Here is a 26729-nt window from a genome sequence, read left to right as displayed (position 1 = left end):
AATTTACTTAATTTAGCAAATACTAAAGTACATATGAGCGAACTTGAACAACTCCAGGCCAGTGCGGAACAAGCGGCAGCCCTGCTGAAAGCGATGAGCAATCCTAAGCGACTGCTGATCCTGTGTATGCTTTGCGGATCTCCGGGCACCAGTGCGGGCGATCTGGCGCGCGCCACCGGGCTAAGCCCGTCGGCCACCTCACAGCATCTGGCAAAAATGCGCGAAGAAGGGCTGATTGGCAGCCAGCGCGATGCCCAGCGCATCCTCTATTTCATTAAAAATGCAGCAGTGAACTCACTCATTGCCACATTGAAGAACGTCTATTGTCCATAAGGAGTGAACATGACCATCGGGACGATTTCCCCGCGTGACGCAAAGGCTCGTATTGAGCAAGGCGCCAGACTCATTGATATTCGTGATGCCGACGAATATCTGCGTGAACATATTCCGCAGGCCCACCTCGCACCGCTGAGCGTACTCGAACAGGGGGACTTTCCTGCCAGGCTGCGAGGTGAAATCGTCGTTTTCCATTGTCAGTCCGGAAAACGGACGCAAAACAATGCGGCTAAATTGCAGGCTCTCGCCGCACCAGCAGAAGCCTTACTGCTGGAAGGGGGGATTGACGGCTGGAAGGCGGCGGGCTTCCCCACGGCGGAAGATAAATCCCAGCCGCTTCCGCTGATGCGTCAGGTACAAATTGTCGCTGGCGGGCTGGCGTTACTGGGTGTTGTGCTGGGGTACAGCATTAACGGTGGATTTTTCCTGCTCAGCGGATTTGTCGGTGCGGGATTGCTGTTTGCCGGATTGACGGGTTTTTGTGGCATGGCGCGACTGCTCGACAAAATGCCGTGGAATCGTCGTTAACAATAATGGCGGGAAATAAGCGGTGAGGATCACCTCACCGCTGACAGGATTAGATCAGAAAATCGTCCAGCGATTTACCTGACGTCAGTGCATGGGCAATCGGTTTAGGTGTACGCCCCTGGCCGGTCCAGGTTTTACTTTCCCCGTTAAGATCGGTATAGCGATATTTCGCCGGACGCGGCTGACGTTTTTTCCCCCCACGAGCGTTTGCGACGTCATTCCCGAATAACTCTTCCGGGCTAATTCCGTCGGCCTTCATCAATTCCAGCCAGGTATTAATTTTTTGCTGCTGTTCCGCGCGTTGTCGCTGTAACTGTTCTTCTTCTTCACGTCTTTCTTTAGTGACGACCCTGAATTTCTCCAGCATTTCTTCAAGAACGTCAATGGAGAATTCGCGAGCCATTGCGCGTAGTGTCCGAATATTATTTAAGTTTTGTAACATCAAATTCATAATAATTAAAACCTTTTAACGCTAAAACAAAAGTATTACACTGCGTAGTCTATTATATTACCAGAACGTTTTCCAGCCCCTGAGATATAACAGAGGAAATATCAACCTCCCGCTATTAGAATAATAGTTAACCTGGCCCTGAATAATATCCAGTTTCATCTTTTCATTCTCAGGTAAATAACCTTCATGCCATTTCAACAGGCTTTGAGAGCGGCTTTTGCCCCGGCTGGAGACACTTCATCCTACTAATATCATAACCACTTGATCTTTAATGGCTTTACTCACACCAACAACAAAAACTCCACGCAGCACAAAAATCACGCTATTACAGAGTATTTTATCGACAAAAAGCGTAAAAATAAAAATATTTCTCTAATTGATAGTTACAAGGCAGCAATATACTCTATCATCAAGCAAAAACACCACGACAAATCACTAACATAAAATCATTTGCCGGGGATTTTACCCCTTTTTACAAGGAGCATTAGCATGTTCTCACCACAGTCACGCTTGCGTCATGCGGTAGCAGACACGTTCGCGATGGTTGTTTATTGTTCTGTTGTGAACATGTTGATCGAGATATTCCTCTCCGGAATGACCTTTGAGCAATCGCTTTCTTCCAGGCTGGTCGCTATTCCGGTTAACATTTTGATCGCCTGGCCCTACGGCATGTATCGTGATCTCTTTATGAGGGCGTCGCGTAAAGTGGGTTCAGCGGGATGGCTGAAAAATCTGGCAGATGTGCTGGCTTATGTCACCTTCCAGTCCCCGGTTTATGTCGCTATTCTGCTGACGGTGGGCGCTGACTGGCATCAAATTACCGCCGCAGTCAGTTCGAATATCGTGATATCGATGTTGATGGGAGCGGTATATGGCTATTTCCTGGATTATTGTCGCCGCCTGTTTAAGGTGAGTCGCTACCAGCAGGTTAACGTCTAAAACGACTCTGCGACTGGCTACGCCAGTCGCTTAATTAATTCGCCTCGCCAAACAGTCCATTCAAATAGCGCTCAAGCGCAATACGCGAACTAAAGCCGTGAGGAATACCATAGTGCTCGTGGTTGTCGCCGGCTAAATAAAGCGGAAAATGCTGGTAATGGTCGCAAGTTTTAATATCGGACGCCGGTTCAGCCAGCGAAGAACTACGCTCTTTTAAAGTTGGATGGATCACCAGCGCGGTGCGTCCCATACGCGCTTCGCGATTCACATAAACATAATTCTCGCCACGTCGATAACCGTACGTTTTCTGTGTCACCACATCGACGGTAAACCCCACTTTTTCAAGTACGCGCGCCACCTCGTCAGGTCGTAAATACATATTTTTTCCTCGTTATCTTTTACTGCGGGCTTACCTTACCTGATTCAGCATTAGCAACGCTTTCAGAAAAGTCCATAAACGCGTAATAACGCCGTGAGCCATCTCAGAAGTTAAAAATATCGACTAAACTGAAAGTCACATCGAAATCAATGGAGGATCATATGTTTAACCGACCGAACCGAAACGATGTAGATGATGGCGTGCAGGATATTCATAATGACGTCAATCAATTAGCTGATAGTCTGGAAGCCGTATTGAAGTCATGGGGCAGCGATGCGAAGGATGAAGCGGATACTGCACGGCGTAAAGCGCAGGCGCTGCTGAAAGAGACGCGTGCGAAAATGCATGGCCGGACGCGCGTACAGCAAGCCGCCCGGGACGCCGTAGGCTGCGCCGATACGTTTGTGCGTGATAAGCCATGGTGTAGCATCGGTACAGCGGCGGCGGTGGGGATCTTCGTCGGTGCACTGCTGAGTCTTCGTCGCTAAGTATGACGCATGTGCCGGATAGCGTTTACGCTTATCCGGCCTGGCGTAGACTCCATTAAAGCACTGACTGAATGGCCTGCCGCAACCGCTTTGCCACCTGCCACGCCATTTCAGGCGAAGCGATATTGGTAAATGACAGCAATATTCCCCCCATTCCTGATGTATTCACCCGCCAGCGACTTAGAGCCTGAACCGCCAGGCCCGCTTCATTAGCTTTACGTACCGGCGCGATATCGTCACCGTCAACGGTAATCACCAGTTGTATCCCGCCCTGTTGAGGCACAACGTGAAATCCCTGCTCGCCGAGCGCACTTTGCGTCCATAGCCTTCGCTGCGCATAGTGCTGCCGCATTTTTTTCAGATGCCGCCAGAAATGCCCATCACGGATAAAATCCGCCAGCGTTTGCTGCCAGAGCAGCGGCACGCTACAGGCCATTCGTACCGCCTGCTGACGAAAACGTCCCACCTGGTTTATCGGCACCACCAGCCACGCACAACGCAAGGCGGGAAACAGCGATTTGCTGAACGAACCGGCGTAAATCACCCGCTGCGGCGCATCCAGACTTTTCAGCGGCGGCAGCGGCTTGCCGTGATAACGAAACTCGCTGTCGTAATCATCTTCAATAATCCACGCCTGGGTTTGTGATGCCCATTCCAGGAGTTGGTGACGTCGGGCTAGCGACAACGCGACGCCGAGTGGACTTTGATGGGCCGGAGTGAGTAGCGCAAAACGCGCATCCTGATAGTCGCGGATCCCGGTCGCGACATTCAGCCCGTCGTCATCGACCGGAACCGGCAGCAACGAGACGTTTTCCTGTTCAATCACCGGACGGATCAACGGAAAGCCTGGATCTTCAATCCACATGCCATCGCCCGGCGTGGCAAGCGCGCGCAGGATGAGGGTCATCGAGGCCGCATAGCCGGAAGTGATAAAAATTTGCTCAGGCAGACAGTCAATACTGCGCGACACGCGCAGATAGTCCGCGATCGCCTGGCGCAACATGGCTTCACCACATACGTCGCCGAGAGCCAGATCAAAACGCGTCTGGGTGCGCAATCGCCGCCCCATTACCCGCGCCCAGATGTCTCGCGGAAAGAGATCCAGCGCGGGAAGTCCCATCTGAAAGGGCTGAGGGACTGTACTTTCTCCGGCAACGACCACCGGCTCGCTGAACGCCTGTTTCGGCTGCAACTGTGCACTGACAAACGTTCCCGCCTGCCCTCGCCGTTCCAGCCAGCCCTGTGCCACCAGCTCTGCATAGGCGTTTTCTACTGTTGAGCGCGAAATACCCAGTTCCTGCGACCAGGTGCGGCTGGACGGTAACCGGGCACCGGGCTTGAGCTCCCCACATTCAATGGCCGTTTTTAACTGGCGGGCAATTTGCTGATAGCGTGGCATATGGTCTGCTTTTTTCGTAAAAATATGGCTCTCTTTTCCAGTCCATTATAGTGCTACATTGCCGGCCATCAACACGAGGAGAAGCACCATGACGACGTTACGCCAGCCCTACTATGAACTCAGCCCGGAAGTCTATAACGCCCTGGTACAGGCGAAAACGGCACTGGAAAACAGCGTGCTGGATACCACGCTGATGGAATTGATTTACCTGCGAATTTCGCAGATCAACGGCTGCGCATTTTGCCTGGAAATGCACAGCAAGGCGCTGCGTAAATCGGGCGTCGCACAAAGTAAACTGGACGCGCTGGCCGGCTGGCGAGTGAGCCACCATTTCAGCAGGCAGGAACAAGCGGCGCTGGCGTGGGCGGAATCGGTGACCGACATCGCCAGAACCCATGCCGAAGATGACGTTTATCTGCCGCTGCTTGATAATTTCAGCGCCCGCGAAATCAGCGACCTGACCTTTGCAATCGGGCTGATGAACTGCTTTAACCGCCTGGCCGTAAGCATGCGGATGTAAACCGTCGATTTTTCTCCATAAACTCCCGCTCCCCGCCGTGCTCATCGGTGGGGAGATATTAATCGAAAATTCCCATATCTTGTATGGTTGAAACTTATTTCAACTACATCTAGTATTCTCTCTATCAGTACACACCTAAACCGACGCGTCTTATCGCGCCGTTCTTTCATTTTAAATGGAAATACGAATCATGAGCATTACTATTTACACTCGAAATGACTGTGTTCAGTGCCACGCCACTAAACGGGCGATGGAAAGCCGTGGATTTAAATTTGAGATGGTGAACGTCGATCTGGTGCCCGACGTGGCCGATACCCTGCGTGCGCAAGGTTTTCGTCAACTGCCGGTTGTCATTGCCGGCGAGACCAGTTGGTCAGGATTTCGTCCGGATATGATCAACCGTCTGCATCCAGAACCGCGAGTAGCCAGCGCATGAACCCGCTCGTCTACTTCTCCAGCAGCTCCGAAAATACGCACCGCTTTATGCAGCGTCTTGGGCTGCCCGCCATTCGCATTCCGCTAAATGAACGCGAACGGATCCGAGTAGACGATCCCTACATTCTGGTGGTGCCTTCCTACGGTGGCGGCGGCACGGCTGGTGCAGTCCCGCGACAGGTGATCCGCTTTTTAAATGATGCTCACAACCGGGCGTTAATTCGCGGTGTTATTGCCTCTGGCAATCGTAACTTCGGCGAAGCATACGGTCGCGCGGGGGAAGTGATTGCCCAAAAATGCGCCGTGCCCTGGCTCTATCGTTTTGAACTGATGGGAACCCCCGCCGACATCGATAACGTTCGAAAAGGAGTAAGCGAATTTTGGCAACGACAACCGCAGAACGCGTAACGCAGGAATCGCTGGATTACCATGCGCTGAACGCCATGCTGAATCTGTACGATAAAGCAGGTCGTATTCAGTTCGATAAGGACCGGCAGGCGGTAGAGGCCTTTTTTACCGCCCATGTTCAACCCCACTCTGTCACCTTTAGCAGTCAGGAAGAACGCCTGCAAACGTTGGTGCGCGAAGGGTATTACGACGAAAGCGTTCTGGCGCGCTACGATCGCGATTTCGTGGTGACGCTGTTTGCCCGCGCTCACGCCAGCGGTTTTCGTTTCCAGACCTTCCTTGGCGCCTGGAAGTTTTACACCAGCTACACGCTGAAAACCTTTGATGGCAAACGCTACCTGGAACACTTTGAAGATCGGGTGGTGATGGTCGCGCTGACGCTCGCGCAGGGCGACGAAGCGCTGGCGTCACAACTCACCGATGAGATGCTCTCGGGGCGCTTCCAGCCCGCCACGCCTACCTTCTTAAACTGCGGTAAACAGCAGCGCGGTGAACTGGTCTCCTGTTTCCTGTTGCGGATTGAAGACAACATGGAGTCAATCGGTCGGGCAGTGAACTCCGCGCTTCAGCTCTCCAAACGCGGCGGCGGCGTGGCGTTTTTACTCTCTAACCTGCGCGAAGCTGGCGCGCCGATCAAGCGCATCGAAAACCAGTCCTCCGGGGTGATCCCAGTGATGAAGATGCTGGAAGATGCCTTTTCCTATGCCAACCAGCTAGGCGCGCGTCAGGGAGCGGGGGCGGTTTATTTGCACGCGCACCATCCGGATATTCTGCGCTTTCTCGATACCAAACGCGAAAACGCCGATGAAAAGATCCGCATCAAAACGCTTTCACTGGGGGTGGTGATCCCGGACGTCACTTTCCGTCTGGCCAAAGAGAATGCGCAAATGGCGCTGTTTTCGCCTTATGACGTCGAGCGTGTTTACGGTAAGCCCTTCGGGGATATCGCCATAAGCGAACGGTACGACGAGCTGGTCGCCGACGAGCGCGTGCGCAAGAAGTACATTAGCGCCCGCGACTTTTTCCAGACACTGGCAGAAATTCAGTTTGAGTCCGGCTATCCCTATATTATGTATGAGGATACGGTGAATCGGGCTAACCCGATTGCGGGTCGCATTAATATGAGCAACCTGTGCTCGGAAATTTTACAGGTCAACAGCGCCTCCACTTACGATGAAAATCTGGACTACACGCAGATCGGGCATGACATCTCCTGCAACCTTGGCTCGTTGAATATTGCTCACACCATGGATTCCCCGGACGTTGGCCGGACGGTGGAAACGGCGATTCGCGGACTGACGGCGGTATCGGATATGAGCCATATTCGCAGCGTCCCATCCATTGCCGCCGGTAATGCCGCCTCCCACGCCATCGGGCTGGGACAGATGAACCTGCACGGCTATCTGGCACGTGAAGGCATCGCTTATGGTTCGCCTGAAGGGCTGGATTTCACCAATCTCTACTTTTACACCATCACCTGGCATGCGCTACACACCTCAATGAAGCTGGCGCGTGAACGCGGGCAAACCTTTGCCGGGTTTGCGCAGTCGCGCTATGCCAGCGGCGAGTTCTTCACACAGTATCTGGAGCAGAACTGGACGCCAAAAACAGAAAAAGTCCGTGCGCTGTTTGCCCGTAGCGGCATCACGCTGCCAACGCGCGAAATGTGGCTGTACCTGCGTGATGAGATAATGCGCTACGGCATCTATAACCAGAATTTACAGGCGGTGCCGCCGACCGGTTCGATCTCTTATATCAATCATGCGACATCGAGCATTCACCCGATCGTCTCGAAAGTGGAGATCCGCAAAGAGGGCAAAACCGGGCGCGTCTACTACCCGGCTCCGTTCATGACCAATGAGAATCTGGATATGTATCAGGACGCCTGGGAAATCGGCGCGGAAAAAATCATTGATACCTACGCCGAAGCCACTAAGCACGTCGATCAGGGCCTGTCGCTGACGCTGTTTTTCCCCGATACCGCGACCACCCGCGATATCAACAAAGCGCAGATCTACGCCTGGCGAAAAGGCATTAAGTCGCTGTATTACATCCGGTTGCGCCAGCTGGCGCTGGAAGGTACTGAAATCGAAGGCTGCGTTTCGTGCGCACTGTAAGGAGAGCGGTATGACATTATCACGCGTAAGCGCCATCAACTGGAATAAGATTCAGGACGACAAGGATCTGGAAGTGTGGAACCGCCTGACCAGCAACTTCTGGCTGCCGGAAAAAGTGCCGTTGTCCAACGATATTCCGGCGTGGCAGAACCTGAGCGCCGCCGAACAGCAACTGACCATCCGCGTCTTTACCGGTCTGACACTGCTCGACACCATCCAGAATATCGCCGGGGCTCCGTCGCTAATGGCGGATTCCCTGACGCCGCACGAGGAGGCTGTGCTGTCGAACATCAGTTTTATGGAAGCGGTGCACGCCCGCTCCTACAGTTCCATCTTCTCTACGCTGTGCCAGACTAAAGATGTCGATGCCGCTTACGCCTGGAGCGAAGAAAACGCGCCGTTGCAGCAGAAAGCGCAAATTATCCTCGCGCATTACGCCAGCGATGAGCCGTTGAAGAAGAAAATTGCCAGCGTGTTTCTGGAATCTTTTTTGTTCTATTCCGGCTTCTGGCTACCGATGTATTTCTCCAGTCGCGGCAAGCTCACCAACACCGCCGATCTGATCCGGCTGATTATTCGTGACGAAGCGGTTCATGGCTATTACATCGGCTACAAGTTCCAGAAAGGGCTGGAAAAACTGTCCCCATCCGCGCGTGAAGATCTCAAGGGGTTTGCCCTCGATCTGCTGATGGAACTATACGAAAACGAAGTCCGCTATACCGAAGAACTGTATGCCGACACCGCCTGGGCTGAAGATGTCAACGCGTTCCTTTGCTACAACGCCAACAAGGCGTTGATGAACCTCGGCTATGAGGCGCTGTTCCCGGCGGAAATGGCGGAGGTGAACCCAGCGATCCTTGCCGCGCTTTCACCCAATGCCGACGAAAACCATGACTTCTTCTCAGGATCGGGATCATCCTATGTGATAGGTAAAGCTGTCGAAACAGAAGACGAAGACTGGAATTTTTAACGCAAATTAATAGGGGGAATATCATCACCCTATTTACGTTAATATTTTAAGCCGATCACATTTTTATCACCCAACTATTTCAGGGTGTTCTACACTCAATAGCTGTTGTCATATTCGCCTGAATTTTCAAAATTCAGGCGCCTTTCCGGTGGTCCTTACAAAAAATATTCACCGACCATGGTTTGCTCTCAGCCCTTATATCATGGGAAGTCGCGGCAATTTGCCTTCTACCCTATTTCGCCTGATTTCACATTCAGGGTTGTCTCAGATTCTCAGTATGTTAGGGTAGAAAAAGGTGACTATTTCTATCAGGTAATATATCGACATATATAAATAACAGGAATCTTTCTATTGCATGGCAATTAAATTAGAAGTTAAAAATCTATATAAAGTATTTGGAGAGCATCCGCAGCGCGCCTTCAAATATATTGAAAAAGGACTTTCAAAAGAACAAATTCTGGAAAAAACAGGGCTATCGCTTGGCGTTAAAGACGCCAGTCTGGCCATTGAAGAAGGCGAGATATTTGTCATCATGGGATTATCCGGCTCGGGTAAATCCACAATGGTACGCCTTCTCAATCGCCTGATTGAACCCACCCGCGGACAGGTACTGATCGACGGCGTCGATATCGCCAAAATATCGGACGCCGAACTCCGCGAGGTGCGCAGAAAAAAGATTGCGATGGTCTTCCAGTCATTTGCGCTCATGCCGCATATGACCGTTCTGGACAATACCGCATTCGGCATGGAATTAGCGGGTGTGAGTGCTGAGGAACGTCGCGAAAAAGCGTTGGATGCGCTGCGTCAGGTGGGACTCGAAAATTACGCGCACGGCTATCCGGATGAACTTTCCGGCGGCATGCGTCAGCGTGTCGGTCTCGCCCGGGCATTAGCCATTAACCCTGACATCTTATTAATGGATGAAGCCTTCTCCGCGCTCGATCCCTTAATTCGTACCGAGATGCAGGATGAACTGGTGAAACTGCAGGCGAAACATCAGCGCACCGTGGTCTTTATTTCCCACGATCTCGATGAAGCAATGCGTATTGGCGACCGCATTGCCATTATGCAAAATGGCGAAGTGGTTCAGGTCGGCACACCGGATGAAATTTTGAATAATCCGGCAAACGATTATGTCCGCACCTTCTTCCGTGGCGTCGATATTAGCCAGGTCTTTAGTGCGAAAGATATTGCCCGCCGTAGCCCGGTCGGACTGATTCGTAAAACGCCAGGCTTTGGTCCCCGTTCGGCTCTGAAATTATTACAGGATGAAGACCGGGAATATGGTTACGTCATCGAACGCGGCAATAAGTTTGTTGGCGTGGTCTCTATCGACTCATTAAAGGCGGCATTAGGTCAGGCCCAAAGCATTGAAGGGGCGTTAATCGACGAGCCGCTGGCCGTGGATGCGCAAACCCCGCTTAGCGAGTTGCTCTCTCATGTCGGACAGGCGCCGTGCGCGGTGCCGGTTGTTGATGAGGAACAACAGTATGTCGGCATTATTTCGAAACGCATGCTGCTACAGGCTTTAGATCGCGAGGGGGCAAACAATGGCTGATCAATCCAATCCGTGGGATACCGCACCAGCGGCCGATAGCGCCGCACAATCCGCTGACGCCTGGAGTACGCCGTCAGGGACGCCTGCCGATAGCGGCAGCGCCGACTGGCTCACCAGCGCGCCTGCACCAGCACCGGAACATTTCAACATTATGGATCCGTTCCATAAGACGCTGATCCCGCTCGACAGTTGGGTCACTGAAGGGATCGACTGGGTGGTCACCCATTTCCGTCCCGTCTTCCAGGGCATTCGTGTGCCGGTGGATTACATCCTTAACGGTTTCCAGCAGTTGCTGTTGGGGATGCCAGCTCCGGTGGCGATCGTCATTTTCGCCCTGATCGCCTGGCAGATTTCCGGCGTTGGGATGGGCGTGGCGACACTGATTTCCCTGATTGCAATTGGCGCGATCGGCGCCTGGTCGCAAGCGATGATTACGCTGGCGCTGGTGCTGACCGCCCTGCTGTTCTGCGTGGTGATTGGCTTACCGATGGGAATTTGGTTGGCGCGCAGTCCGCGGGCAGCAAAAATCGTTCGCCCGCTGCTTGATGCCATGCAGACAACGCCTGCGTTCGTCTATCTGGTGCCGATTGTCATGCTGTTCGGTATTGGTAACGTGCCGGGTGTGGTCGTGACGATTATTTTTGCGCTGCCGCCGATTGTGCGTCTGACGATCCTCGGGATTAACCAGGTACCGGCTGATTTGATCGAAGCGTCACGCTCGTTCGGGGCCAGTCCGCGTCAGATGCTGTTCAAAGTTCAATTACCGCTGGCGATGCCCACTATTATGGCGGGGGTCAACCAGACGCTCATGCTTGCCCTTTCGATGGTTGTAATCGCCTCCATGATTGCCGTCGGTGGTCTGGGTCAGATGGTACTGCGCGGTATCGGTCGTCTCGATATGGGGCTGGCCACCGTCGGTGGGGTCGGCATTGTGATCCTCGCCATCATTCTGGACCGTCTGACCCAGGCCGTAGGTCGCGATTCACGCAGTCGGGGTAATCGTCGCTGGTATACCACCGGTCCTGTTGGGCTCATTACGCGCCCTTTCATTAAGTAATTCACCTGTTGCCCGGTGGCGCTGCGCTTACCGGGCCTACACTCATGAACTTACACAAAATCATTCATGTTGCATCGAGGCGGCAAACGAAGGTATCCCCAGGAGCGTACACGCAGTACGTGACTGGGGGGCATGAGTGCAGCCAACAAAGAGGCAACCTGAAGGATGAAGTGTAATAAGGAACAACGATGCGACATACCGTACTTTTTGCCACAGCGTTTGCCACCCTTGTCTCTACCAGCGCTTTCGCTGCCGACCTGCCAGGCAAAGGCATTACCGTCCAACCGGTACAGAGCACCATCACCGAAGAAACCTTCCAGACGCTGCTGGTGAGCCGCGCGCTGGAGAAACTGGGTTACACCGTCAACAAACCGAGCGAAGTCGACTATAACGTGGGCTACACCTCTATTGCCTCCGGCGACGCCACCTTTACCGCCGTCAACTGGCAGCCGCTGCACGATGATATGTATTCTGCGGCAGGTGGTGACAAAAAATTCTATCGCGAAGGCACGTTTGTTACCGGTGCCGCACAGGGTTACCTGATCGATAAGAAAACCGCTGAGCAGTACAAGATCACCAATCTCGCGCAGTTGAAAGATCCTAACATCGCCAAAATCTTCGACACCAACGGCGATGGTAAAGCGGATATGATGGGCTGCTCGCCGGGCTGGGGGTGTGAAGCGGTTATTAACCACCAGAACAAAGCGTTTGATCTGGAAAAAACCGTCGACGTCAGCCACGGCAACTATGCGGCAATGATGGCCGATACCATCACCCGCTTTAAAGAAGGTAAACCAATCCTCTATTACACATGGACGCCTTACTGGGTGAGTGATGTGATGAAGCCGGGCAAAGATGTGGTCTGGTTACAGGTGCCGTTCTCCTCGCTGCCAGGCGAGCAGAAAGATATCGATACCAAGCTGCCGAATGGCGCGAACTATGGCTTCCCGGTCAATACCATGCACATCGTTGCCAACAAGGCCTGGGCAGAGAAAAACCCGGCAGCGGCAAAACTGTTTGCCATCATGAAACTGCCTCTGGCGGACATCAACGCGCAGAACGCAATGATGCATGACGGCAAAGCGTCGGAAGCTGACGTACAGGGTCACGTTGACGGCTGGATCAAAGCCCACCAGCAGCAGTTCGACGGCTGGGTGAACGACGCGCTGGCTGCGCAGAAGTAACCCCCTCCTGAATGCCGGATGGCGCGCGATGCGCTTATCCGGCCAACTCCTTACTCCCCCCTGACCGCACAATCCAGCACGCAACAATGCCCCCACCGTCACAAACATCCGCTATGATTGATTTCCAAAGGAATCATCACCTGACTCACGATTACGAACATAATGACAAATACATCTCATGGGCTGAGCCCGGCGCTGATCGTTCTCATGTCTGTGGCAACGGGCCTAGCCGTCGCCAGTAACTACTACGCGCAGCCGCTACTTGATACCATCGCACGCAATTTCTCGCTTTCCGCCAGTTCCGCTGGGTTTATCGTCACCGCCGCCCAGCTAGGCTACGCCGCCGGTCTACTGTTTCTGGTTCCGCTTGGCGATATGTTTGAACGCCGGACGCTGATCGTCTCCATGACGCTGTTGGCGGCAGGCGGGATGCTCATTACCGCCAGTAGCCAGTCGCTGGCGATGATGATCCTCGGCACGGCGCTGACCGGACTCTTTTCCGTGGTCGCACAAATTCTGGTGCCGCTGGCGGCGACGCTTGCCACGCCGGATAAACGCGGAAAAGTGGTCGGAACCATCATGAGTGGCCTGCTGCTGGGTATTTTGCTGGCGCGAACCGTAGCAGGACTGCTGGCGAATCTCGGCGGCTGGCGCACCGTCTTCTGGGTCGCCTCCGTATTGATGGCGTTGATGGCGCTCGCCCTGTGGCGCGGGTTACCGAAGGTGAAATCAGAAACGCACCTGAATTATCCGCAATTGCTGGGTTCGGTGTTCAGTCTGTTTACCCGCGATAAACTGCTGCGCACGCGTGCACTGTTAGGCTGCCTGACCTTCGCCAATTTCAGTATTCTCTGGACCTCAATGGCCTTTTTACTGGCCGCCCCGCCGTTTAACTATTCCGAGGGGATGATTGGCCTGTTTGGGCTGGCAGGTGCCGCTGGCGCACTCGGCGCGCGTCCGGCTGGCGGCTTTGCAGATAAAGGACATTCTCACCTCACCACGACCTGGGGCCTGCTGTTATTGCTGCTTTCCTGGCTCGCTATCTGGCTGGGACACGCCTCAGTCCTGGCGCTGATTGTGGGGATCCTGGTACTGGATCTCACCGTTCAGGGGGTCCACATCACCAACCAGACGGTGATTTATCGTCTTTATCCGGAGGCGCGAAATCGTCTGACCGCCGGGTATATGACCAGCTACTTTATCGGCGGAGCCGCTGGATCGTTAGTCTCCGCTTCAGCCTGGCAGCATGCCGGATGGCTGGGCGTTTGTCTGGCAGGTACGACCGTTGCCGTACTGAACCTGCTGGTCTGGTGGCGAGGATTTCACCGACAAGAAGCTGCTATTTAAGCGCTCAGCAAGCGTTTGCTTTCGTTTGGGCTCCTGAGGGTGTTAAGGAGCCCCCCAGTCTGTTAAGGTGATAGGGATTATTAACCCTGATAATTTTAACATTGGTGATAACACGCAAAATCCTATGGAAAGGCCCGCTTCTCTGCCCAATACCCCTCCGGCAACCTGTGCGGAAGGATTCAAAGACAGCTTACCCATCGTCATCAGCTATATTCCTGTTGCCTTTGCATTTGGTCTCAATGCCACCCGTCTCGGGTTTAGCCCGGTTGAGAGCGTGTTTTTCTCCTGCATTATTTATGCCGGAGCCAGCCAGTTCGTTATTACAACCATGCTCGCCGCAGGCAGCACATTATGGGTTGCCGCTCTGACCGTCATGGCGATGGATGTACGCCATATTTTATACGGCCCTTCCTTGCGCAGTCGAATCGCCCAGAAACTTAGCAAACCGAAAACCGCCCTGTGGGCATTTGGCCTCACCGACGAAGTTTTTGCCGCAGCAACCGCGAAGCTGGTGCGGGATAACCGTCGCTGGAGCGAGAACTGGATGATCGGCATCGCGTTTTGCTCCTGGGCCTCCTGGGTGTTGGGAACCGTGATCGGCGCCTTTTCCGGCAGCGGTTTATTGAAAGGCTTCCCGGCGGTAGAAGCCGCGCTCGGTTTTATGCTCCCCGCATTGTTTATGAGTTTCCTGCTGGCATCATTTCAGCGTAAACAGTCCCTGTGCGTAACTGCCGCATTAGCAGGCGCACTGGCAGGCGTGACGCTGTTTTCCATTCCTGCTGCGATTCTTGCGGGGATTGTGTGCGGCTGTCTGACCGCGCTGATTCAGGCTTTCTGGCAAGGAGTGCCCGATGCGCTATGAAGTACTGCTGCTCGGGTTGCTGGTCGGCTTCGTAAACTATGGATTTCGCTATTTGCCCTTGCGTCTGAAGATGGGAAATACCCGTCCAGGCAAGCGTGGCGCAACCGGCGTACTGCTCGACACCATCGGCATAGCATCAATTTGCGCCCTGCTGGTTGTGTCAACGGCCCCTGAGGTGATGCACGATGCCAGTCGCTTCGTGCCGACGCTCGTGGGTTTTGCTGTTCTGGGTGCAAGTTTCTATAAAACGCGCAGTATCATCATTCCCACGTTATTAAGTGCTCTGGCCTATGGATTAGCGTGGAAAATGTGGGTGATTTTATAGAACAGAAGAATCATTTTAGTTTAATAATACATTTACTTTATTTGTCACCGTCGTTACTATATCGGCTGAAATTAATGAGGTCATGCCCAAATGGATAGTTCGTTTACGCCCATTGAACAAATGCTAAAATTTCGCGCCAGCCGCCATGAGGACTTTCCGTATCAGGAAATTCTGCTGACTCGCCTTTGCATGCATATGCAAGGAAAGCTGCTGGACAATCGCAATAAAATGCTGAAGGCTCAAGGGATTAACGAGACGTTGTTTATGGCGTTGATTACGCTGGAGTCTCAGGAAAATCACAGCATTCAGCCCTCTGAACTGAGTTGTGCCCTGGGTTCATCCCGTACAAACGCGACGCGTATCGCTGATGAGCTGGAAAAGCGCGGCTGGATCGAGCGCCGTGAAAGCGACAACGATCGCCGTTGCCTGCATCTGCAGTTGACCGACAAAGGCCATGCTTTTCTGCGCGAAGTGTTACCGCCGCAGCATAACTGCCTGCATCAACTCTGGTCTGTACTCAGTACCGCAGAGAAAGACCAGCTGGAGCACATCACCCGTAAGCTTCTGACGCGTCTTGATCAGATGGACCAGGATGGTGCCATTCTTGAGGCGCTGAGCTAACGCGTCGACTCGCTCTATCATCCAGATTAAGAAAGAAAACTGACTGGCCAGCACCTGAACGTGCTGGCCTTTCTGATAAACAGTTCGGCCCCGCCGACGGAAAAAATAAGATCGTGGAGAACAACATGAGCGCAAATGCGGAGACTCAAACCCCGCAGCAACCGGTTAAGAAGAAAAGCAAACGTAAAAGTATGCTGCTCCTCCTGACCTTGCTCTTTATTATTATTGCCGTGGCATATGGGATCTATTGGTTTTTAGTACTGCGTCATGTTGAAGAGACTGATGACGCGTACGTGGCAGGGAACCAGGTTCAAATCATGGCGCAGGTATCCGGTAGCGTGACGAAAGTCTGGGCGGATAACACTGACTTTGTTAAACAAGGTGACGTTCTCGTCACGCTCGATCAAACGGATGCTAAGCAAGCATTTGAAAAAGCCAAGACCGCGCTGGCCTCCAGCGTCCGTCAGACGCATCAGTTAATGATCAACAGTAAACAGTTGCAGGCGAACATTGCGGTACAAAAAACCGCCCTCGCCCAGGCGCAAAGCGATTTTAACCGTCGCGTACCGCTGGGTAACGCTAACCTGATTGGCCGCGAAGAATTGCAACACGCGCGGGATGCGGTAGCCAGCGCGCAGGCGCAGCTTGATGTTGCCATTCAGCAATACAATGCAAATCAGGCGATGATTCTGGACAGTAAGCTGGAAGATCAGCCCGCCGTCCAACAAGCCGCCACCGAAGTACGTAACGCCTGGCTGGCACTGGAACGTACCAAAATCGTCAGCCCGATGACCGGCTACGTGTCGCGCCGTGCCGTGCAGCCTGGCGCGCAAATAAGCCCTACAACACCGCTGATGGCCGTAGTTCCGGCCACGAATCTGTGGGTCGACGCCAACTTCAAAGAGACGCAGCTTGCCCATATGCGTATCGGTCAACCGGCTACGGTTATCAGCGATATCTACGGCGATGACGTGAAGTACACCGGTAAAGTGGTCGGTCTTGATATGGGAACCGGCAGCGCCTTCTCTCTGCTGCCTGCCCAGAACGCGACCGGTAACTGGATCAAAGTGGTTCAGCGTCTACCTGTACGTATCGAACTGGACGCACAGCAGCTGGCGCAACATCCGCTGCGGATTGGTTTATCGACGCTCGTCACCGTCGATACAGCGAATCGCGACGGTCAGGTGCTGGCCAGTCAGGTTCGCACCACGCCGGTGTCTGAGAGTAACGCCCGTGAAATCAACCTTGCCCCGGTCAACAAACTGATCGAAGAGATTGTGCAGGCCAACGCAGGCTAATCTGAGGTGCGTGTGATGCAACAGCAAAAACCGCTGGAGGGCGCGCAGCTCGTCATTATGACGATTGCGTTGTCGCTGGCGACATTCATGCAGGTGCTGGACTCCACCATTGCTAACGTGGCGATCCCGACTATCGCCGGTAACCTGGGCTCATCGCTGAGTCAGGGGACGTGGGTGATCACCTCTTTCGGGGTGGCAAATGCCATCTCGATTCCCATCACCGGCTGGTTGGCGAAACGCGTCGGGGAAGTGAAGCTGTTCATGTGGTCAACGGTGGCGTTTGCCATTGCCTCATGGGCGTGCGGTGTTTCCAGCAGCCTGAATATGCTGATCTTCTTCCGCGTCGTTCAGGGGGTGGTTGCCGGGCCGCTGATCCCGCTTTCACAGAGTCTGCTGCTCAATAACTACCCTCCTGCGAAGCGTTCTATCGCGCTGGCGCTGTGGTCGATGACGGTGATTGTCGCGCCGATTTGCGGCCCGATTCTGGGCGGCTATATCAGCGATAACTACCACTGGGGCTGGATCTTCTTTATCAACGTGCCGATCGGTATTGCGGTGGTTCTGATGACGCTGCAAACGCTGCGTGGTCGCGAAACGCGCACTGAGCAACGACGAATTGACGCCATTGGGTTGGCGCTGTTGGTGATTGGGATTGGTAGCTTGCAGATTATGCTCGACCGGGGGAAAGAACTGGACTGGTTTGCCTCGCAGGAGATAGTCATTCTGACAGTGGTGGCGGTGGTCGCCATTAGCTTCCTGATTGTCTGGGAGCTCACCGACGACAATCCTATTGTCGATCTCTCGCTGTTTAAGTCGCGAAACTTCACCATCGGCTGTTTGTGTATCAGCCTGGCCTATATGCTGTACTTCGGGGCAATTGTTCTGCTACCGCAACTCTTGCAGGAAGTCTACGGCTATACCGCGACATGGGCGGGTCTGGCGTCCGCGCCGGTGGGGATCATTCCGGTGATTTTGTCGCCGATTATCGGCCGCTTTGCCCATAAGCTGGATATGCGCCGGCTGGTAACGTTCAGCTTTATTATGTACGCCGTCTGCTTCTACTGGCGCGCGTGGACGTTTGAACCGGGAATGGACTTCGGCGCCTCCGCTTGGCCGCAGTTTATTCAGGGCTTCGCGGTCGCGTGTTTCTTTATGCCGCTGACGACCATCACGTTGTCCGGCTTACCACCAGAGCGGCTGGCGGCAGCCTCGAGTTTGTCTAACTTTACACGAACGCTGGCGGGGTCGATCGGGACATCGATCACTACCACCATGTGGACTAACCGGGAATCGATGCACCATGCGCAGTTAACCGAGTCGGTGAATCCCTATAACCCAAACGCACAGGCGATGTACGATCAGTTGCAGGGACTGGGCATGACCCAGCAACAGGCGTCTGGCTGGATAGCGCAACAGATCACCAATCAGGGGCTGATTATTTCAGCCAATGAGATCTTCTGGATGTCGGCTGGGATCTTCCTGGTGTTGCTCGGGCTAGTCTGGTTTGCTAAACCCCCGTTTGGTGCAGGCGGTGGCGGCGGTGGCGCGCACTAGATGAAAGCGATAAAAAAGCCCGTTCAGTCGAACGGGCTTTTTTTGCCGGTAACGACACCGACAACTAGATGTGCAGTTCCTGCAACTTCTCTTTCGGCAGCGCCAGCTCTTCATTGCTGTTGACGCGAACGTCGTGTTCCAGAATGTGACGCGCGATATCCTGTGCTTCGCTCAGCGAGTGCATCTGATACGTGCCGCACTGGTAGACGTTCAGTTCCGGGATCTGATTCTGATCCTGAACTTTTAGCACGTCAGCCATCGCCGCTTTCCAGGCATCAGCCACGCGTTGCTCATCAGGCGTACCAATCAGGCTCATATAGAAACCGGTACGGCAGCCCATCGGGGAGATATCGATAATCTCGACACCGTTGCCATTGAGGTGATTACGCATAAAGCCTGCGAACAGATGCTCCAGCGTGTGAATCCCTTTCTCCGGCATCACTTCTTTGTTTGGTATGCAAAAACGCAGGTCAAACACGGTAATGGCGTCGCCATGCGGGGTGTTCATCGTTTTCGCCACACGCACTGCAGGTGCTTCCATCCGGGTATGATCGACAGTGAAGCTATCTAACAACGGCATTTAGCCACCTCCGATAATTTTTTTAAAATAAACTGAACTCTTCATTCCGGTGCGAGTCTGAGTATATGAAAGACGCGCATTTGTTATCATCATCCCTGTTTTCAGAGATGAAATTTTGGCCACTCCCGAGTGGCCTTTTTCTTTTCTGTCAGGCCTGCTTTGCCAGCCAACTGTCAAACGGCTCGGTATCCGCTGCTTCAACCTCACGCTGACGACGTTTTGAAGCGTCACGCTCAGCCACAAACTCTTCTTCCTGCAATATTTCCAGCGGCTCTTCACGCAACAGATTACGATAAGCTTCGCCCAGCGCCTTGCCCGTACCGCCAATGCCTGTATCAAGCATAGACCGCAGAATACGCGCAGAGAACGTCAATTCCGGATTATCAAAGCAGGCGACCAGTTCATCACAGACTTTCTGATAATCCTCTCCGCCGTGGATGCTGTCCAGCGTTTGTGCCACACGTTTCAGATCGCGGAACAAATCTTTACCCACCTCACGCAGCGGGAACTGCGCTGTTTCACAACCGATACCTAACGTCAGACCCGGTTTACGCCCTTCCAGAATCACTCGATTCCAGTTGGTACGCGTACACAGCAGCTCACTGCTGCTCATTTCCGGCGCATCAGCCAGTGCGCACCAGACCATAAACAGGTCAAGGAAGCGCACCTGCTGCTCGTCAACACCGATTGGCGAAAACGGGTTGATATCCAGCGAGCGGACTTCGATGTACTCGATACCGCCGCGCAGAAGCGCATCAGAAGGCGATTCACCGCTACGCGTAACGCGTTTCGGCCGAATCGGCGCGTACAGCTCATTTTCAATCTGCAACACGTTACTGTTGATTTGCAGACGTTTACCGTCTTTCTCCAGCCCTACCGCCGCATACTCTTCAGAAGGGGTTTTAATCGCCCGCTTCAATCCTGCCACATACTCGTAGAGATCGTTAAACGTAATTCCGAGATTGCTTTGCGACTTATTGGTATAACCCAGATCGCTCAGACGCAACGAGGTCGCATAGGGCAGGTAGTACATCCCACAGTCGGTTTTCTCAAATGGCAGCGTGGTTGGCTTGCCCTGCAGGAAGGACGCGCAAATCGCCGGGGATGCCCCAAACAAATAAGGAATAACCCAACCGAAGCGGTAATAGTTGCGGATCAGGCGGAAATAGCCGGCAGAGATTTTTTCTTTTGCCTCTTCGCCTTCTACTACTCCGCATTTCGCCTGCCAGAATGCCATCGGCAGCGAAAAATTGTAGTGCACACCAGAGATGGTTTGCATCAGCGCACCGTAACGGTTCTTCAACCCTTCACGATACAGCGTTTTCATGCGGCCAATATTTGAAGTGCCGTACTGCGCCAGTTCAATGTCCTGACCTTCGGCAATGTAGCAAGGCATGCTAAGTGGCCACATGCGTTCATCGCCCATATTTCTGGCGGTATAACGATGCAGGTCACGCATGAAGGTCAGCATATGCTGGATATCGCCATCTACTGGCGTAATAAACTCCAGTAGCGCTTCCGCGAAATCCGTGGTTACCCATTTATGTGTCAGCGCTGAGCCTAACGCTTCTGGATGCCCCGTTGTCGCCAACGTGCCATCCGCATTCACGCGCAATGTTTCGCGTTCCAGCCCGCGCTGAATCCCCTGCAATGCCTGAGGATGCTTTTCCAGCCAGGCCAGAGCCTGTGATACGTCCGGGATCAAATTGACCTCCCGCCTGTCAAAATCGTATTAATTAGCATAATTGTAGTGGTTACCCTAAAGGCTAATCCCCAGGCACAATTAGTGCCACCAGGTAATGCCCTGAACGGTAGCAGCCGCGACGACAATATAGCGCAGCGCTTTGCCAAGGCATAAAAAAAAGAGCACCGGCCCCCACGAGAGGCGCATCCATCCCGCTAACAGGCACAGTAAATCACCCACAACCGGCATCCAGCTTAATAATAGTGTGACCGCGCCATAGCGTTTAAGCCAACCGGTAGCTTTCTCCTGCCAGCGCGATGTCTTGCGCAGCGGGAAGAAACGCCCAAGGATAACGTTAGTTAACCCTCCAAGGCTATTACCCATTGTTGCTGTTAAAACTAAGACCCAGGGATGACTGAACCCGGCCAGTAACATGGCAATCAAAACGACTTCCGAGTTGCCGGGTAACAGTGTTGCGCTGAGAAAACTGCTGGCAAACAATGAAAGGAGCGACAGTCCGTCGCTCACAGGTGTCGAACGTCCACAGCATCCATTCCGGCGGCGCGTGCTGCCTGGATACCAAAGTCAGCATCTTCAAATACCACACACTGCGCCGCAGGTACGCCCATACGCTCAGCACAAAGCAGGAAAGTATCTGGCGCAGGTTTATGATGCTGAACATGATCGGCGGCGACGACGGCATCAAAATAGCGACGCAACCCCAAATGGGCCAGCAGCGCTTCCGCAATCGCGCTTTCACTGCCGGTCCCGACGGACATCGGGCGACGACCATGCCACGCTTTCACTACCTCAACCAGTGGCAGCGGCTCGACGCTATCGAGGAGCATGATTTTTACCGCATCCGTTTTTTCACGGGCTAACGCGTGGGGATCGAGATCCGCATGATTCAATTCAATAATGGACTGCGCAATACGCCATGTAGCTGAGCCGTTAAGGGCAACCATCGCCTGAAGATCAAAGTGCATACCGTAACGACCTAATACTTCAACCCACGCCTTACGGTGCGTTGGTTCAGTATCAAGAAGGGTACCATCCATATCGAAAATCAGACCCGCATAACGTTCGTACATAGTGCTCTCACCCTGCAAGTAAACAGACGTTACTTTATCGTAATTGCTGGATTTTGTCGCTGACGACGATGCTGAGGATTGTTCAGGGTAGTCTTGCAAAGGAGTAAAGAAAGGAGAAAATGGTGCATCCGGGAGGATGACTCGGCGAAGCCTCGCCCTTCGGGCCGTTGCTGAAGCAACGTTATCCTCCCTGGCGTTTGCGACACTCTCGCAGGCCATGAAACAACAAATTCGCTGTTATTCGGGAGAAGATGGTGCATCCGGGAGGATTCGAACCTCCGACCGCTCGGTTCGTAGCCGAGTACTCTATCCAGCTGAGCTACGGATGCATCGGAAAACGTATTTTACTGCCGATGTTGATACTGCATAAAAACGGTATCAAACAAGAGATGGTGCATCCGGGAGGATGACTCGGCTGCGCCTCGCCCTTCGGGCCGTTGCTGGTGCAACGTTATCCCCCTGGCGCTTGCGATACTCTCGCAGACCATGAAACAACAAACCAGCTGTTATTCGGGAGAAGATGGTGCATCCGGGAGGATTCGAACCTCCGACCGCTCGGTTCGTAGCCGAGTACTCTATCCAGCTGAGCTACGGATGCATCGGAAAACGTATTTTACTGCCGATGTTGATACTGCATAACAGCGGTATCAAGTAAGAGATGGTGCATCCGGGAGGATGACTCGCCTTGCGGCTCGCCCTTCGGGCCGTTGCTGAAGCAACGTTATCCTCCCTGGTGCTTGCGGTTACTACCGCCACCTCATCCACACCTTCATTGCTGAGAGAATGGAAAATATGGTGCATCCGGGAGGATTCGAACCTCCGACCGCTCGGTTCGTAGCCGAGTACTCTATCCAGCTGAGCTACGGATGCATCGGGAAACTTACTTTACTGCAGATTTTGATACCGCTACTAAAGCCGTATCAAGTAAGAGATGGTGCATCCGGGAGGATTCGAACCTCCGACCGCTCGGTTCGTAGCCGAGTACTCTATCCAGCTGAGCTACGGATGCAAATGGCGGTGAGGCGGGGATTCGAACCCCGGATGCAGCTTTTGACCGCATACTCCCTTAGCAGGGGAGCGCCTTCAGCCTCTCGGCCACCTCACCACACGCCTCTTACGAGTGCTTCGAAGAACTTGTTACTGCTCATCGTCGCTGCGTGGCGCACATATTACTTTCTGGGACTTATAAGTCAAACAATTTTTCCTGAGCTTTTATCGTTTGCACACTTCACGTTCAATTAGTCTGCAAAAACGGCAAAAAGAGTGTTTTATCAACAGATAAATCGGTCTCTGAGGCAAAAGGCTACCACAATGAAAAAGTCATAAGGATGCGGGCGCACCATATGGAGCAGGACAACGGATCACCGAAAAACGAAACGAATAAGAGGGGGATGTGGCGAAGATGTCAGGTTGCGCCTCACCCGGTCAGGTGAGACGCGGAAACCTTAGTAACTGGACTGCTGGGATTTTTCAGCCTGGATACGCTGGTAGATCTCTTCACGATGGACAGAAACTTCTTTTGGGGCGTTGACACCAATGCGTACCTGGTTGCCCTTCACCCCTAAAACTGTCACGGTGACCTCATCTCCAATCATGAGGGTCTCACCAACTCGACGAGTCAGAATCAGCATTCTTTGCTCCTTGAAAGATTAAAAGAGTCGGGTCTCTCTGTATCCCGGCATTATCCATCATATAACGCCAAAAAGTAAGCGATGACAAACACATTACATGTAAGCAGTCACGGCATCACATTCTGTTAAACCTAAGTTTAGCCGATATACACAACTTCAACCCGACTTTATCGTTGTCGACAACGTTGTCGCAAACGCCGCGGAATGATAATCCGCGGCATCGGCTAACGCTTATTGTTATTACAATTTTGCGCTGACCCAGGCTTGCACACTGGCTAACGCTGCAGGCAAAGCAGATGCATCCGTCCCACCGGCTTGCGCCATGTCCGGACGACCACCACCCTTACCGCCCACCTGCTGAGCGACCATTCCTACCAGTTCCCCTGCTTTGACACGGTCGGTCACGTCCTTAGACACACCAGCAATCAGAGAAACCTTACCTTCAGCTGCCGTTGCCAGCACGATGATTGTCGACCCCAGTTGATTTTTCAGATCATCAACCATAGTACGTAACATCTTCGGCTCAACACCCGCAAGCTCGCTTACCAACAGCTTAACGCCATTGATATCAACCGCTTTGCTGGAAAGATTCGCACTTTCCTGCGCCGCAGCTTGTTCTTTCAACTGCTGAAGTTCTTTCTCGAGCTGACGAGTACGCTCCAGTACTGAACGCACTTTGTCGCCCAGGTTCTGGCTATCGCCCTTCAACAGATGCGCGATATCGTTTAAGCGATCGCTTTCTGCATGCACCGTCGCAATGGCGCCCTCACCGGTTACCGCTTCAATACGACGGACCCCGGCGGCGGTACCGGACTCGGAAACGATACGGAACAGACCAATGTCACCGGTACGGTTAGCGTGAGTCCCGCCGCACAGCTCGGTCGAGAAATCGCCCATGCTCAGTACGCGAACGCGTTCGTCATATTTCTCACCGAACAGCGCCATCGCCCCTTTTGCTTTCGCCGCTTCCAGATCCATCACGTTGGTTTCAACCGGCAGGTTACGACGAATCTGCGCGTTCACCAGATCTTCAATCGCACGGATTTCTGCAGGCTTCATCGCTTCATTATGCGAGAAGTCGAAACGCAGCACTTTGTCGTTAACCAGCGATCCTTTCTGCGCCACGTGCGTGCCCAGAATCTGGCGCAGCGCCGCGTGCATCAGGTGCGTGGCGGAGTGGTTCAGACGAATACGCGCACGACGCGCTTCATCCACGTCAGCCTGAACCGCGTCGCCCACTTTCAGAGCACCCGCAGTCAACTTGCCGAGGTGGCCAATTGCCTGACCATATTTTTGCGTGTCGTTTACGGCGAATGCAAAGCCCGCGCCTTTCAGTTCACCTTTATCCCCAACCTGACCACCGGATTCTGCATAGAACGGGGTCTGGTCCAGCACAACAACAGCGTCCTGACCGGCACTGATCGTATCAACCGCTTTTCCATCCACAAACAGCGCGGTCACTTTGCCGTTCAGTTCCAGATGGTCGTAGCCTTTAAATTCAGAGGCGCTATCCACGCGAATCATCGCGTTATAGTCCGCACCAAAACCGCTGGCTTCGCGCGCGCGGCGGCGCTGCTCTTCCATGGCAGCTTCAAAACCGGCTTCATCCACTTTGATGTTGCGCTCACGGCAAACGTCTGCCGTCAGGTCAACCGGGAAGCCATAGGTATCGTACAAACGGAAAGCTGTTTCGCCATCCAGCGTATCGCCAGACAGTTTCGCCAGCTCTTCATCCAGCAGCGCCAGGCCACGCTCCAGCGTACGGGCAAACTGTTCTTCTTCGGTTTTCAGAACTTGCTCAACCTGAGCCTGCTGACGCTTCAGTTCTTCGCCCGCCGCTCCCATAACGTCAACCAGTGGGCCCACCAGTTTGTAGAAGAAGGTCTCTTTCGCGCCCAGCATGTTGCCATGACGTACCGCACGACGAATGATACGACGCAGAACATAGCCGCGGTTTTCGTTCGACGGAACCACGCCATCAGCGATCAGGAACGCACACGAACGAATGTGATCTGCAATCACGCGCAGTGACTTGTTGCTCAGATCGGTCGCACCGGTCACTTTTGCTACCGCTTCAATCAGCGTACGGAACAGGTCAATCTCGTAGTTGGAGTTGACGTGTTGCAGCACAGCCGCAATACGCTCCAGCCCCATACCGGTATCGACGGAAGGCTTAGGCAGCGGCTCCATCGTACCGTCAGCCTGACGATTGAACTGCATAAAGACGATGTTCCAGATCTCAATGTAGCGATCGCCGTCTTCTTCCGGGCTTCCCGGAGGGCCGCCCCAGATGTGATCGCCGTGATCGTAGAAGATCTCGGTACACGGACCGCATGGACCGGTATCGCCCATCTGCCAGAAGTTGTCAGACGCATAGGCCGCACCTTTGTTATCACCAATGCGGATAATACGTTCGCGAGGAATACCGACTTCTTTTTCCCAGATTTCATAGGCTTCATCGTCTGTTTCGTAGACGGTCACCCACAGACGCTCTTTCGGCAGGGCAAACCAGTTCTCACCGGTCAGCAGTTCCCACGCGTACTGGATTGCATCATGTTTGAAATAGTCGCCGAAGCTGAAGTTGCCCAGCATTTCGAAGAAGGTATGGTGGCGTGCAGTGTAACCAACGTTTTCCAGATCGTTGTGCTTACCACCCGCGCGCACGCAGCGCTGGGACGTGGTTGCGCGGGAATAATTACGCTTGTCGAGCCCAAGAAAAACGTCCTTGAACTGGTTCATCCCGGCGTTGGTAAACAACAAAGTGGGGTCATTGTTTGGAACCAGGGAGCTGCTGGCAACTACCTGATGTCCCTTACTATGGAAAAAGTCGAGAAACGCCTGACGGATCTCAGCGGTGCTCTTGCTCATAATTATCCTGAAATCTTGCTAACGAAAAATCATTACCAGCAACAACTCTTGATTGACTGGGCCGCCGGCAACTGAAAAGTGGGAATAAGATAAGTTTTC

Annotated in this window: 27 protein-coding genes and 5 tRNA genes; 18 read left to right on the top strand and 14 right to left on the bottom strand. The window is 53.4% G+C overall.

Translation table 11 applies throughout. From position 1 onward, the window contains the following. Positions 1-33: 33 nt before the first annotated feature. A complete protein-coding gene (locus KE671_RS04165; RefSeq protein ID WP_042999641.1) occupies positions 34-333 on the top strand; it encodes an ArsR/SmtB family transcription factor in 300 nt (99 codons plus the stop codon). Positions 334-342: 9 nt separating this feature from the next. Beyond that, complete coding sequence (locus KE671_RS04160) at positions 343-864, top strand: rhodanese family protein (RefSeq protein WP_206161831.1); 522 nt, start codon at positions 343-345, stop codon at positions 862-864. A gap of 49 nt (positions 865-913) precedes the next feature. On the opposite strand, the gene stpA is transcribed toward KE671_RS04160, so the two are convergent. After that, on the bottom strand, positions 914-1315 hold the full coding sequence (stpA, locus tag KE671_RS04155; RefSeq protein WP_206161830.1) for a DNA-binding protein StpA: 402 nt from the start codon (positions 1313-1315) through the stop codon (positions 914-916). Positions 1316-1804: 489 nt separating this feature from the next. Between stpA and alaE the strand changes: the two genes are divergently transcribed. After that, complete coding sequence (alaE, locus tag KE671_RS04150; RefSeq protein ID WP_206161829.1) at positions 1805-2254, top strand: L-alanine exporter AlaE; 450 nt, start codon at positions 1805-1807, stop codon at positions 2252-2254. Positions 2255-2288: 34 nt separating this feature from the next. On the opposite strand, the gene KE671_RS04145 is transcribed toward alaE, so the two are convergent. After that, positions 2289-2633 (bottom strand): DUF2002 family protein, encoded by a 345-nt coding sequence (locus KE671_RS04145; RefSeq protein WP_206161828.1) that lies wholly within the window; start codon positions 2631-2633, stop codon positions 2289-2291. A gap of 161 nt (positions 2634-2794) precedes the next feature. On the opposite strand from KE671_RS04145, the gene KE671_RS04140 reads away from it, so the two are divergent. Continuing rightward, positions 2795-3121: a DUF883 domain-containing protein gene (locus tag KE671_RS04140; RefSeq protein WP_206161827.1), complete on the top strand. Its 327-nt coding sequence runs from the start codon at positions 2795-2797 to the stop codon at positions 3119-3121. Between the two features lie 55 nt (positions 3122-3176). On the opposite strand, the gene KE671_RS04135 is transcribed toward KE671_RS04140, so the two are convergent. Beyond that, positions 3177-4520, bottom strand: a complete 1344-nt coding sequence (locus tag KE671_RS04135) for a PLP-dependent aminotransferase family protein (protein WP_206161826.1) — start codon at positions 4518-4520, stop codon at positions 3177-3179. 88 nt (positions 4521-4608) lie between these two features. Here KE671_RS04135 and KE671_RS04130 point away from each other — a divergent pair, with 88 nt between their 5' ends. The 14 genes from KE671_RS04130 to emrB all read left to right on the top strand — a co-directional run bounded on the left by KE671_RS04130 (position 4609) and on the right by emrB (position 18776). Next, the gene (locus KE671_RS04130; protein WP_206161825.1) at positions 4609-5040 is read left to right on the top strand and encodes a carboxymuconolactone decarboxylase family protein; all 432 of its coding nucleotides are present in this window, start codon (positions 4609-4611) and stop codon (positions 5038-5040) included. Positions 5041-5230: 190 nt separating this feature from the next. Further along, complete coding sequence (gene nrdH, locus KE671_RS04125; RefSeq protein WP_206161824.1) at positions 5231-5476, top strand: glutaredoxin-like protein NrdH; 246 nt, start codon at positions 5231-5233, stop codon at positions 5474-5476. Beyond that, the gene (gene nrdI, locus KE671_RS04120) at positions 5473-5883 is read left to right on the top strand and encodes a class Ib ribonucleoside-diphosphate reductase assembly flavoprotein NrdI (RefSeq protein ID WP_042999632.1); all 411 of its coding nucleotides are present in this window, start codon (positions 5473-5475) and stop codon (positions 5881-5883) included. The genes nrdH and nrdI overlap by 4 nt, the downstream gene beginning before the upstream one ends. Next, a complete protein-coding gene (nrdE, locus tag KE671_RS04115) occupies positions 5856-8000 on the top strand; it encodes a class 1b ribonucleoside-diphosphate reductase subunit alpha (RefSeq protein WP_206161823.1) in 2145 nt (714 codons plus the stop codon). The genes nrdI and nrdE overlap by 28 nt, the downstream gene beginning before the upstream one ends. A 10-nt stretch (positions 8001-8010) precedes the next feature. Next, complete coding sequence (nrdF, locus tag KE671_RS04110; protein WP_206161822.1) at positions 8011-8970, top strand: class 1b ribonucleoside-diphosphate reductase subunit beta; 960 nt, start codon at positions 8011-8013, stop codon at positions 8968-8970. 355 nt (positions 8971-9325) lie between these two features. Further along, positions 9326-10528, top strand: coding sequence for a glycine betaine/L-proline ABC transporter ATP-binding protein ProV (gene proV / locus KE671_RS04105; protein WP_061075056.1), 1203 nt, complete (start codon positions 9326-9328; stop codon positions 10526-10528). After that, positions 10521-11585 (top strand): glycine betaine/L-proline ABC transporter permease ProW, encoded by a 1065-nt coding sequence (gene proW / locus KE671_RS04100; protein WP_206161821.1) that lies wholly within the window; start codon positions 10521-10523, stop codon positions 11583-11585. Before proV ends, proW begins: the two co-directional genes overlap by 8 nt. Positions 11586-11773: 188 nt before the next feature. Next, a complete protein-coding gene (gene proX, locus KE671_RS04095) occupies positions 11774-12769 on the top strand; it encodes a glycine betaine/L-proline ABC transporter substrate-binding protein ProX (protein ID WP_206161820.1) in 996 nt (331 codons plus the stop codon). 162 nt (positions 12770-12931) lie between these two features. Continuing rightward, positions 12932-14116 carry an MFS transporter gene (locus tag KE671_RS04090; RefSeq protein WP_206161819.1) on the top strand — a complete coding sequence of 395 codons (1185 nt, stop codon included), beginning with the start codon at positions 12932-12934 and terminating at the stop codon, positions 14114-14116. 124 nt (positions 14117-14240) lie between these two features. Next, positions 14241-14978 carry an AzlC family ABC transporter permease gene (locus tag KE671_RS04085; protein WP_206161818.1) on the top strand — a complete coding sequence of 246 codons (738 nt, stop codon included), beginning with the start codon at positions 14241-14243 and terminating at the stop codon, positions 14976-14978. Next, positions 14968-15303: an L-valine transporter subunit YgaH gene (ygaH, locus tag KE671_RS04080; protein ID WP_206161817.1), complete on the top strand. Its 336-nt coding sequence runs from the start codon at positions 14968-14970 to the stop codon at positions 15301-15303. The genes KE671_RS04085 and ygaH overlap by 11 nt, the downstream gene beginning before the upstream one ends. Positions 15304-15393: 90 nt before the next feature. Next, positions 15394-15924, top strand: a complete 531-nt coding sequence (mprA, locus tag KE671_RS04075; protein ID WP_206161816.1) for a transcriptional repressor MprA — start codon at positions 15394-15396, stop codon at positions 15922-15924. Between the two features lie 125 nt (positions 15925-16049). Then, positions 16050-17222: a multidrug efflux MFS transporter periplasmic adaptor subunit EmrA gene (gene emrA, locus KE671_RS04070; protein ID WP_206161815.1), complete on the top strand. Its 1173-nt coding sequence runs from the start codon at positions 16050-16052 to the stop codon at positions 17220-17222. Between the two features lie 15 nt (positions 17223-17237). Continuing rightward, positions 17238-18776 (top strand): multidrug efflux MFS transporter permease subunit EmrB, encoded by a 1539-nt coding sequence (gene emrB / locus KE671_RS04065; RefSeq protein ID WP_042326043.1) that lies wholly within the window; start codon positions 17238-17240, stop codon positions 18774-18776. A 64-nt stretch (positions 18777-18840) separates the two neighbouring features. Here the strand turns inward: emrB and luxS are convergent, their stop codons facing one another. From luxS to alaS, 11 genes are all read right to left on the bottom strand, one after another. Further along, complete coding sequence (gene luxS / locus KE671_RS04060) at positions 18841-19356, bottom strand: S-ribosylhomocysteine lyase (protein WP_016154160.1); 516 nt, start codon at positions 19354-19356, stop codon at positions 18841-18843. Positions 19357-19504: 148 nt separating this feature from the next. Next, positions 19505-21061, bottom strand: coding sequence for a glutamate--cysteine ligase (gene gshA, locus KE671_RS04055; RefSeq protein WP_206161814.1), 1557 nt, complete (start codon positions 21059-21061; stop codon positions 19505-19507). 78 nt (positions 21062-21139) lie between these two features. Continuing rightward, entirely contained in the window at positions 21140-21568 is a 429-nt protein-coding gene (locus KE671_RS04050; RefSeq protein ID WP_206161813.1) for a YqaA family protein, read from the bottom strand. Next, positions 21565-22131: a fructose-1-phosphate/6-phosphogluconate phosphatase gene (gene yqaB / locus KE671_RS04045; protein WP_206161812.1), complete on the bottom strand. Its 567-nt coding sequence runs from the start codon at positions 22129-22131 to the stop codon at positions 21565-21567. Before yqaB ends, KE671_RS04050 begins: the two co-directional genes overlap by 4 nt. Before the next feature lie 252 nt (positions 22132-22383). Further along, positions 22384-22460: transfer RNA gene (locus KE671_RS04040), tRNA-Arg, on the bottom strand. A gap of 192 nt (positions 22461-22652) precedes the next feature. Continuing rightward, positions 22653-22729 (bottom strand) — tRNA-Arg (locus tag KE671_RS04035). 195 nt (positions 22730-22924) lie between these two features. After that, positions 22925-23001 (bottom strand) — tRNA-Arg (locus KE671_RS04030). 62 nt (positions 23002-23063) lie between these two features. Further along, a tRNA-Arg gene (locus KE671_RS04025) sits at positions 23064-23140 on the bottom strand. A gap of 3 nt (positions 23141-23143) precedes the next feature. After that, positions 23144-23236: transfer RNA gene (locus KE671_RS04020), tRNA-Ser, on the bottom strand. Between the two features lie 340 nt (positions 23237-23576). After that, positions 23577-23762: a carbon storage regulator CsrA gene (gene csrA / locus KE671_RS04015; RefSeq protein WP_000906486.1), complete on the bottom strand. Its 186-nt coding sequence runs from the start codon at positions 23760-23762 to the stop codon at positions 23577-23579. Between the two features lie 240 nt (positions 23763-24002). Next, entirely contained in the window at positions 24003-26630 is a 2628-nt protein-coding gene (gene alaS, locus KE671_RS04010; RefSeq protein ID WP_206161811.1) for an alanine--tRNA ligase, read from the bottom strand. Positions 26631-26729 lie beyond the last annotated feature (99 nt).

The organism is Citrobacter amalonaticus (assembly GCF_018252635.1).
GTDB lineage: Bacteria > Pseudomonadota > Gammaproteobacteria > Enterobacterales > Enterobacteriaceae > Citrobacter_A > Citrobacter_A amalonaticus_E.
The sequence above is the reverse complement of the archived record's forward strand: the minus strand, read 5'-3'. Positions and strand labels throughout refer to the sequence as shown.